We start from the raw sequence: 6,558 nt of genomic DNA on the forward strand, positions 1-6,558 counted from the left end.
TGATGTTAGTGATGCTGCTGGAAATCCTGCAACTCAAGCTACTCTGCCTATTGAATATGATGCTACTCCGCCAACACTTACTATTAATCCTGTTGCAACTGATAATATCATAAACGCTGTAGAAGACAATAGTCCTGTTACTATTTCAGGAACTACTGATGCTGAAGACGGACAAGTGGTTTCCGTTGTTCTTAATGGAAATACCTATAATGCAACTGTTGCTAGTGGTATCTGGACTCTAGATGTACCTGCCATAGATGCACAGGCCTTAGGTGCTAATGAAACTATTACGGCTGATGTTAGTGATGCTGCTGGAAATCCTGCAACTCAAGCTACTCTGCCTATTGAATATGATGTAATTGCAACAATTGAAATCTCCACTCCAATTGAGGAGGATGGACTTATCAATAGTACAGAAATTAACAATGTAACCTTATCTGGTATTACAACAGGTGTTGAACCTGGGCAGACAGTTTCTGTTGATATTTTTGATGGAACTAATACCATAAATGCTGAAACCACTGTAAACCCTGATGGTTCTTGGACATTAAATACCGACTTGTCCCAGTTAACCTCTGGTCTACTTACCATTACTGCTAGTGTTACTGATTTAGCTGAAAACTCAGTCAATGACGAAGAGACAATAACTTTGGACAATAATATTCCTATAGTAGATAGTTTTTCTGCAACTGCAATAGCTCCTGTACTTACTGGTCAAGGCAGCCCTAATGAAGTTTTAACAATTGAAATAGACACTAACGGAGACAATACACCTGACGTGACATACACAGTAACAACAAACGCTGAAGGCAATTGGAGCTTGAATACGGACACATTAATTCCTCAAAGCGGAACCTTTCCTTCTTTAACTCACAATGATCAATTAAATATTTCAGCTATAGACTTAGCAGGAAATAGGGGAACTGGTATTGTTCTAATAAGTATAGATAGCGATGGTGACGGATTATCCGATTCTGAAGAAATAGCTTTAGGAACAGACCCTAATAACCCTGATACAGATGGAGATGGTATTCAAGATGGTCAAGAAGTTTTAGATGGAACAGAACCATTAGAAGATTGTGATTCAAATGGCGGATCTTCAAATGAAACAAGTGATTGTGATAATGATGGTCTAACAAATTCTGAAGAAAGTATATTAGGAACAGACTCTAATAATCCAGACTCAGATGGCGATTCTATTATTGATGGTCAAGAAATTACAGATGGTACAAACCCTCTAGATTCATGTAATCATATTGGCGGCACAGTTCCTAAAGGTACTTTTTGTGACATTATATTTGAGAATGATCTTGTAGATCCAAATATTACAAATGGAGTGTTTAAAATAACAAACATTGAAGCATACCCAGATAATACAGTAAGAATATATAATAGATGGGGCGTATTAGTTTTTGAAACCCAAGGCTATAATGATAGCAATGGTTTCCGAGGAATTTCTAACGGAAGAGCTACCATTCAGCAAAATGAAAAGCTACCTGTAGGTATTTACTACTACGTGGTAAATTACATGAACCTTGATCAAGCTAAAAAGAAAGCTGGCTACCTATATATTAACAGATAATAAAAGCTAACAAAACACTACCATAAAGTATAAAAAATTATGAAAAGAATATATATAACCTTACTGCTAACCTTAACCACTATTGGAGGGTTAATTGCTCAACAAGATGCGCAGTACACACAATATATGTACAATACCATGTCCGTGAACCCTGCCTACGCAGGTTCTCGTGGGGTATTTAGTATTACTGGACTGCACCGTTCTCAATGGGTAGGTTTAGATGGTGCGCCAACGACACAGACATTAAACTTTAATACTCCCGTATCTAAAAGAGTAGGTATAGGATTGTCTATTGTGAATGATGAAATTGGTAACGGCACAAACCAAGACACATATTTTGATGGAGTTTTCTCCTATACTATTCCCACATCAGACACTGGTAAATTATCGTTTGGTTTAAAGGCTGGTGGACACTTATTAAATATCGATTTTAATAAATTAAAAAATTATGACCCTTCTATTAGCCCAACAGGCTACCAGGATATAGACAAAAAATTCTCTCCTAATTTTGGAGCTGGTATTTATTACCATACCGATAAATTCTATGCCGGGCTATCTGTTCCTAATTTCTTAAAAACAGAACATTTTGACAACTCTGGGTCTTCCTCCTCTACTGGAGTAGCACAAGAACAAATTAACTTATATCTTATCACAGGTTATGTGTTTAAGCTTAATCCTGATTTAAAATTTAAACCTACCGCTCTTTTTAAAGCAGTACAAGGAGCGCCTTTACAAGTAGACCTTTCTGCCAACTTTATGTTGCATGACAAATTTACTTTAGGAGTCGCTTACAGATGGGATGCTGCAGTAAGTGCTTTAGTTGGGTTTCAACTTTCAGACCAATTTATGGTTGGTTTAGCATATGACAAAGAAACCACAGAATTAGGTAGTACTGCCTTTAACGATGGTTCTTTTGAAATAATGTTACGTTATGAACTTAGAAGCAAATACAAAAAAGTATTAACCCCAAGATTCTTTTAACAGCTACCAAAATGAAAAAAATAAAATACATATTCCTTGGATTAGCTACAATGACCGCTATGGTTAATGCCCAAGAAAACAAAATAAATAAAGCCAATCAAAACTATACTGATTATGCTTATGCTCCTGCGATTAACTCGTATAAAAAACTGGTAAAGGACGGATACTCTAAAGAAGAGATTTTTAAAAATTTAGGAAACGCCAATTACTTAAATGCGAATTACCAAGAGGCTACCAAATGGTACGAACAATTGTTTCAATTGGAAAACACTTCTATTGATCCCGAATTTATGTACCGTTATGCACAAACTTTAAAATCCTTAGAAAAATATACGGAGTCAGATGTTTGGATGCAAAAATTTAAAACTACTAAATCTAATGACCAAAGAGCTATTAAATTTGGAAATAACCTAGAATATTTAGATAATATTGAGGCCAACTCTAGTAGGTATGACATTAAAAATCTAGCTATTAATTCTAAAGAATCGGACTTTGCTCCATCAGTTACCAACGAAATGTTAGTTTTTTCTAGTGCTAGAGATAGTGGTTTAACATCTCGTAAACTTCATGCATGGAATAACAAACCCTTTTTAAACCTTTATAAGGCTACGGCCAATGAACAAGGAGATTTCGTTACTTCTTCTAAGCTTTCCAAAGCATTGAACAAAAAAACACACGAATCTTCAACTGCGTTTACTAAAGACGGAGCTACCGTTTATTTCACTAGAAATAATTCCGAAAATGGAAAATTTTCTAGAGATGAAAATGGGGTTAGTAGATTAAAAATTTACAAAGCAACTTTAGCAGAAGGAAAATGGACAAACATCCAAGAGCTACCTTTTAACGGAGACAACTACTCTGTAGCCCACCCTACCCTAAACAAGGACGAAACAAAACTTTATTTCGCCTCGGATATGCCAGGAACTATGGGAGAATCTGACATTTTTACCGTAGACATAAATGCAGATGGATCATTTGGTTCCCCTATAAATCTAGGAGAAAATATTAACACAGAAAGTAGAGAAACTTTTCCTTTTATTACTAGCGAAAACAAACTATATTTCTCTTCGGATGGCCACCCAGGTTTAGGCGGATTAGATGTTTTTGTAACCAATTTAGAAAACACCTATAGACCTACTATTGAAAATATTGGAAGACCTATTAATAGTGAAGAAGATGATTTCTCTTTTATTTTAAATGAAGAAACAAAAAAAGGCTTTTTTGCCTCTAACCGAGATGGTGGTAAGGGTGATGATGATATTTACAGTTTTACAGAAAATAAAGCCTTAGACCTAACTTGCCATGCAAAAATTGCAGGAGTAATAAAAGACCAAGAAACAGGTGCGCTTTTAGCGAATGCAGAAATTATGATTTACAATAGCGCTAATAAGGTTGTAGCTAAAGGAATTACAAATACAGATGGTGCTTTTGCTTTAGAAGGAGACTGCGCTAAAGGAGATTACAAATTAGTAGCTTCTAAAAAAGAATACAATCAAAGAAATAAAATGTTTGCTACCGTAGCCGCTAAAGACATTACAGATATGGAACTTTCTCTAGAAAAAACTAGAAAAGCAGCTCCTATCGAAACTAACCTTGTCAAGTATTTAGGCATTGAACCTATTTACTTTAATTTTGATAAATCTTTAACAAGAAAAGAAGCTAAAGCAAGTATAAAAAAAGTACTTGCGTATCTTAGAGAATATCCAGAAGTACATGTACAAGTGCGTTCGCATACAGATTCGCGTGGCAACGACTCGTATAACAAAGAGCTTTCTGTTCGAAGAGCTAAAGCAACCGCTGCATACCTTGTATCGGAAGGAATCTCAGAAGAAAGAATATCGCATAAAGGATTTGGCGAAACAAAACTTACTAACGAATGTAGCAATGCTGTTCCTTGCACAAAAGATAAACATCAAGCTAACAGACGTTCTGAGTTTATTGTAGTAAAATAATTAATAAAACTTATACTTATAAGAAAGGGAGAACACACATGTGTTCTCCCTTTTTGTTTATAATAGAATCTCCACATATCTTAAACAAAATCTGTTTTTTATTTAAGCAAAGAGTGGTAATTTTACACATCATTTACCCTAATAAAAAGGAAGGCTTCTATGAAAGAAAATAAATCGGTAATTTACTGGCTATTTACTGGCTGTATCTTAATATTTATTATGGTTTTAGTTGGAGGAATTACAAGACTTACACATTCTGGTCTTTCTATATCTAACTACAAACTTATTTCTGGCACATTACCTCCATTAAATGCTGAAGAATGGCAAGAGGCTTTTGATTTATACAAACAATTCCCGGAATACCAAAAGCTTAATTCTCATTTTAGTATTGACGAATTTAAATCTATCTTTTTTTGGGAGTGGCTCCATCGTTTTATCGGAAGATTTATAGGGATTGTGTTTATCCTACCTTTTATTTATTTTTTAATTCGAAAAAAATTAACAAAATCAACCTTAAAAAAATGTCTCATCTTATTAGGAATGGGAGCTTTTCAAGGTTTTTTAGGTTGGTACATGGTTAAAAGTGGCTTAGTAAACAGACCAGATGTTTCTCATTTTAGATTAGCCGCCCACTTAATTACTGCTTTCATTACATGTGCCTATAGTCTTTGGATTGCTTTAGATTTAATCTACCCAGAGAAAAAACCTGCGGCACCACATCTAAAAAAAATATTACAAATTGCTCTGCTCCTATTAGTAATTCAGATAATTTGGGGAGCTTTTGTTGCTGGGTTAGACGCTGGTTTTATTCACAACTTCTGGCCTTTTATGAGTGATGGAAAATTAATACATGAAACTGTTTATATAGAACAACAACCATTGCTTAAAAATTTTACTGAAGGAAAAAGCGGTGTTCAATTTATACACAGGTATCTTGCGTATATTGTAGTTGCTATAATAATATTTATCGGTATTAAATCTAGAACAATAAAAACGACAGTGCCCCAAAAAAAAGGAATTCAATCTTTAATATTTTTAGTCCTTTTACAATTTGTTTTAGGAGTTTTTACGCTACTATTGGCGGTTCCATTATGGTTAGGTATTGCCCATCAGATTGTTGCGTTTTTACTTTTAGGAGCCATGACCTTTACTTTACATAGATTCTCTAAATAATAAGTAATTATTGTAACTTTGCCTATTCACAAATTGTAACTGATGATTTATAAGGTAAGAGTAATTCTGGATGCCTCCGAAGATATTTTTAGAGATTTAGAAATAGAATCTCATGTGTCTCTTGAAGACTTTCATAATGCCATAACCCAAGCTTTTGGGTTTTTAGGTAACGAAATGGCTTCTTTTTACACCTGCGACGAAGAATGGAATCAAGAGGAGGAAATTGCACTTTTCGATTTAAGCGAAAGTGGCTCTGACGTTCGCTTAATGAACGAAACTTTTGTGGAGGATATTCTTTCAACAAACACTACTAAACTTATTTATGTTTACGACTTTTTAAGTATGTGGACCTTTTTAATAGAATTGGCCGACACTGTAGACAAAGAAGACGGAAGAGCATACCCCAATATTCTCTTTAGTTTTGGAGAACTGCCAGAAGCCCCTCCAGAAAAGAAATTTGAAGCGGACAAAGACCCATCAGAAATAGATTTTGATGATTCTATAGACCATTACGAAGATTTAGACTTTGATGAAAATTGGAACTAACTCCAACCTACATTAAATCATTATATAAAATACAGACTACATTAACTAAAACTGAACACTACCATTTAGTATGATCAACTTATACCCTGCTCAAATAGAAAGTATTTCATTGCACCGCGTTGGAAATAAAAATAAAGGAGAAGGTCTTTTTCTTTCTTCCGATGCCTTTGGTTTAAATGATGAAACTACTGGTTTATTAAAAGAATACTTTTTTAAACCTTTTAGAGAAAAAGAAGAAAATTATTTTAAACTTTCTAATGAAGTAGATATTGAGTTTAATGAAATATATAAAATAGTTTCTGATATATTTATAAATCCATCAAG

The 6,558-nt window shown here is 34.3% G+C and carries 6 protein-coding genes; all 6 read left to right on the forward strand.

The window, feature by feature from the left end; translation table 11 throughout:
* A partial coding sequence (locus QZZ51_RS15735) for a gliding motility-associated C-terminal domain-containing protein (protein WP_291871394.1) occupies positions 1-1,582 on the forward strand: 1,582 nt, incomplete at its 5' end.
* 39 nt (positions 1,583-1,621) lie between these two features.
* Positions 1,622-2,563 carry a type IX secretion system membrane protein PorP/SprF gene (locus QZZ51_RS15740; protein WP_291871396.1) on the forward strand — a complete coding sequence of 314 codons (942 nt, stop codon included), beginning with the start codon at positions 1,622-1,624 and terminating at the stop codon, positions 2,561-2,563.
* Between the two features lie 11 nt (positions 2,564-2,574).
* Positions 2,575-4,515, forward strand: coding sequence for an OmpA family protein (locus QZZ51_RS15745; protein WP_291871398.1), 1,941 nt, complete (start codon positions 2,575-2,577; stop codon positions 4,513-4,515).
* A gap of 159 nt (positions 4,516-4,674) precedes the next feature.
* Positions 4,675-5,688 carry a COX15/CtaA family protein gene (locus QZZ51_RS15750; RefSeq protein ID WP_291871400.1) on the forward strand — a complete coding sequence of 338 codons (1,014 nt, stop codon included), beginning with the start codon at positions 4,675-4,677 and terminating at the stop codon, positions 5,686-5,688.
* A gap of 42 nt (positions 5,689-5,730) precedes the next feature.
* The gene (locus QZZ51_RS15755; protein WP_291871402.1) at positions 5,731-6,234 is read left to right on the forward strand and encodes a hypothetical protein; all 504 of its coding nucleotides are present in this window, start codon (positions 5,731-5,733) and stop codon (positions 6,232-6,234) included.
* 70 nt (positions 6,235-6,304) lie between these two features.
* Positions 6,305-6,558 (forward strand): nucleoid-associated protein (locus QZZ51_RS15760; RefSeq protein WP_291871404.1); only part of this gene is annotated, 254 nt, incomplete at its 3' end.

The organism is Maribacter sp. (genome assembly GCF_016744255.1).
Taxonomy (GTDB): domain Bacteria; phylum Bacteroidota; class Bacteroidia; order Flavobacteriales; family Flavobacteriaceae; genus Maribacter_B.

Excerpts from the sequence above, each read along its gene's own strand:
- QZZ51_RS15755 (WP_291871402.1), top strand. The coding sequence starts at position 5,731 with ATGATTTATAAGGTAAGAGTAATTCTGGATGCCTCCGAAGATATTTTT.
- QZZ51_RS15750 (WP_291871400.1), top strand. The coding sequence starts at position 4,675 with ATGAAAGAAAATAAATCGGTAATTTACTGGCTATTTACTGGCTGTATC.
- QZZ51_RS15745 (WP_291871398.1), top strand. The coding sequence starts at position 2,575 with ATGAAAAAAATAAAATACATATTCCTTGGATTAGCTACAATGACCGCT.
- QZZ51_RS15740 (WP_291871396.1), top strand. The coding sequence starts at position 1,622 with ATGAAAAGAATATATATAACCTTACTGCTAACCTTAACCACTATTGGA.